Below are 3,368 nucleotides of genomic sequence, written 5' to 3'. Positions count from 1 at the left end.
AGACCCAGACCTGATCCCAATGCGCCGGTTGAGCCGCGCCGGAAGCGCTTCTTGAGGACGGCCAGATCAGTTTCCTCGATAGCAGCACCGCCGTTGACGATCCGGATGGTCCCGGCCTCATCGAAGCTGATCCGGACGGGCAGGTCCTGATCGCCGTGCAGAAGTGCGTTTTCGATGAGATTGCGCATCACGATGCCAAAAGCATCGATATCGGCATTGCGGAGAAGCGTTGCCCCGATGTCGGCCGTATAGCTGAGCCGCCCGTTGGTGCGGCTATCGCGCTGGTAGTCGCCAACGATCATGTCGAGCACCTGGCGAAGGTCCGTTGCAGTGTCGCTTGCGCCGATACCTGCTTCGGCTCGCGAAAGCTGCAGCAGCTTTTCGGCTAGGCGGCCGAGATTGACGAGCGAGTTTTCGATCTGCCGCGCGCGCGTCCTGGCAGCGCCGTCCGGCAGTTCTTCGGCCAGGCGCTCCACCTGCGCCAGCGCACCGGCAATCGGTGTGCGGAGTTCATGAGCGCTGTTTGCGCTAAATTCCCGTTCGGCTTCGAGCGCAGAGCGGAGACGGCCGAGAAGCAGGTTGACAGAGCGGGCAATCGGTTTGATTTCCTTCGGCAACCTGCCGTCGTCGACCGCCGCCATATTGCCGCTGTCCTTCGTGGCGATCTCGCGGCGTAATACTTCGATCGGCTTCAATGCTCGGCCGACGACGAACCAGATGGCGAAAATACTTGCCGGGATCAGCACAATCAGCGGCAGCAGCAGCGTGACGGCGCTTTCGCGCACCGCCTCGCGACGATTGGCGAGACGATCCGCCACCTGCATGAAGAGCGTGCCGTCGGCAGTCGCTTCGGTATAGATCCGCTGGCGATCGTTGTCGTGAAAGCCACGCGCGAGAGGTGCATCGAAAGGCTTCGGCGAGGCATCGTGCGAACGGAGAACGACATTCCCGTTCCTGTCACGCACCTGATAGGTCAGATATTCGCGGCTGGCGGCGGTATTGAGGGTTGGGACACTGGGGAAATCGGCCTGGTCGCGCTGGTTGAGGTCATCGACAATAAGGGCCAGAAGACGCTCGGTTGCCTCCCGCTGAGCGCTGTCGAAAAGCTCGTCGACTTCTCCCTGAATCACCCGAATGCCGAGCCCGATCGCGAGGAGCCAGAAGACGACCACGACGCCCGTGAGCGCCAGAATGAGCGGAACGACGATGCTGGGTTCGCGCTTCATGCTTCCGCCAGGGTGTAGCCGATGCCGCGCGCGGTCTTGATCCTGTCCCGGCCAATCTTCTTGCGCAGCCGGCTGACGTAGACTTCGACCGTATTGCTTTCGATCTCCGAGCCGAAGGCGTAAAGCGCTTCCTCGATCCGGTCCTTCGGCACGATCGCGCCGGGGCGGGCGGTGAGTAGATCGAGAACGGCCCATTCGCGGCTCGTCAGCACGACCACTTCGCCGGCGACGGCAAGCTTGTGCTGCGGCCGGTCGATCTCGATATCGGCAATACGGATGACCGGCCGCGGATTGGCGCTGTAGCGGCGGGCGACGGCCATGATGCGCGCCTCCAATTCTCCGAGATTGAACGGTTTGACGAGATAATCGTCGGCGCCGGCGTTCAGTCCTTCGATGCGGTCGGAAATCTGGTCGCGCGCGGTGAGGATAATCACGGGTGTCGTCGTGCCCTTGGCGCGCAGCCTTCTCAGAAAGTCGATGCCTGTGCCGTCTGGAAGCTGGAGATCGAGTAAGATGAGACCATAATCGACGGAGGCTGCAGCGATCTGTGCGTCGCCGATCTTTCGCATCCAGTCGATCGCGTGCCCGGACGCGCCGACATGATCGCGTACCGCTTCTCCGATCATCCAGTCGTCTTCAATCAGCAGAATTCGCACGCGGTTTCTCCTGAGAAAAGCTCTAGCGCCGCCTGCACTCGAGGGTCAAGCGAGGCATGGGGGCGAAAAATGCAATGACTGCGATCAGGAGTCGCCATAGCCATGATGGCGGCGTATTCCACGAGGAGGATTCAAATTTGGATGATACCTGCCGGAACTCGGCAAGCCGGAAACTATGACAATCGAAGGAATAAGAAACTTTCGCAGGCGGTTTGCCAGGAAACCGCGCCTCGGGGCGCCGCGGCTTTCGGCCATCCTGCGGCAGCTTGCGGGCGACAAAAACCGCGAGCGTATTTCGATCGGCGATTTCTTCGAGGTGATGGGTGACCGCGCGACCGGTGCACTCATGCTGATCCTGGCATTGCCGAATCTTGTGCCTACGCCGCCAGGAACATCTGCGATTCTTGGGGCACCGCTGCTCTTGCTCGCCGCGCAGCTTACATTCGGCCTCAGGCCGTGGCTGCCTAAGGTGATTGCCCGGCGGTCGATGAAGCGCGAGGATTTCGAGGGCGTGGTTGCACGCATCCATCGCTGGGTTGTCTTTGCCGAAAGGATGCTGAATCCGCGGCTTTCATTTCTCGTGGAACCGCCGGCCGAATATTTCGCAGGCTTTATCTGTCTCCTGCTTGCGATCGTGCTCACGCTGCCGATCCCGCTCGGCAATATCCTGCCGGCCTTTTCCATCTGCCTGTTTGCGTTCGCCATATTGGGGAGGGACGGCCTGTTTTCATTGTTCGGCATGACAACGGCCGTCGTTTCGCTGATCATCGTTAGCGGCGTGACCTACGGACTCGTCAAGGCTGGCATCTTCTTCGTCACGAACTTGTTTGCATGAACAGATTTTCGCGCAAAGAGCATGGCATTTTCTCAACGCACTCGACATCTGCCCAATTTTGTTCTGATCTAGCGCGAACAGACACAACGAATTACGCGTCCGGCATAAAGCCGGATCATTTTTTACGGTAGAACTCGATGGCAAAACGAACAGAGACGCCGGGACGGCTGGACGACGCAGCGCGCGCTGGCTGGCTTTACTATGTCGCTGGCCGTACGCAGGATGAGATTGCCTCTACCATGGGGATCTCGCGGCAGTCTGCCCAGCGCCTGGTGTCGCTTGCCGTTGCCGAAAGGCTCATCAAGGTGCGGCTCGATCATCCGATCGCCGCCTGTCTGGAACTCGGCTACGAGCTGCGTGAGAAATTCGACCTCAAGCATGTTGAGATCGTGCCGAGCGATCCGGGGGCTTCGTCTACCACCGTCGGCATCGCGGAAGCAGCGGCAGCCGAGATCGAGCGCTGGCTGAGACGGCCTGATCCGATCGTGCTCGCCATCGGGACCGGCCGCACGCTGAAGGCCGCCGTCGACCAGCTCCCGACCATCGAATGCCCCAACCATCGAATCGTATCGCTGACGGGCAATATCACGCCGGATGGTTCGGCCGCCTATTACAACGTCATCTTCAGCATGGCGGATGCGGTGAAGGCCC

The 3,368-nt window shown here is 60.5% G+C and carries 4 protein-coding genes; 2 read left to right on the top strand and 2 right to left on the bottom strand.

What is annotated here, in order from left to right; all coding sequences use genetic code 11:
• Both ACPYOI_RS35295 and ACPYOI_RS35290 read right to left on the bottom strand, forming a co-directional pair.
• The coding region (locus ACPYOI_RS35295; protein ID WP_481424084.1) for a sensor histidine kinase at positions 1-1,226 on the bottom strand (1,226 nt) is incomplete at its 3' end.
• Complete coding sequence (locus tag ACPYOI_RS35290; RefSeq protein WP_481418704.1) at positions 1,223-1,882, bottom strand: response regulator; 660 nt, start codon at positions 1,880-1,882, stop codon at positions 1,223-1,225. The genes ACPYOI_RS35290 and ACPYOI_RS35295, both read right to left, overlap by 4 nt.
• 256 nt (positions 1,883-2,138) lie before the next feature.
• Between ACPYOI_RS35290 and ACPYOI_RS35285 the strand changes: the two genes are divergently transcribed.
• Entirely contained in the window at positions 2,139-2,717 is a 579-nt protein-coding gene (locus tag ACPYOI_RS35285; RefSeq protein WP_481418725.1) for an exopolysaccharide biosynthesis protein, read from the top strand.
• Between the two features lie 137 nt (positions 2,718-2,854).
• Positions 2,855-3,368 (top strand): sugar-binding domain-containing protein (locus tag ACPYOI_RS35280; protein WP_481424083.1); only part of this gene is annotated, 514 nt, incomplete at its 3' end.

It is taken from the genome of Rhizobium sp. SVR5-2C (genome assembly GCF_056755115.1).
This window is presented reverse-complemented; position numbering and strand designations above follow the sequence as displayed.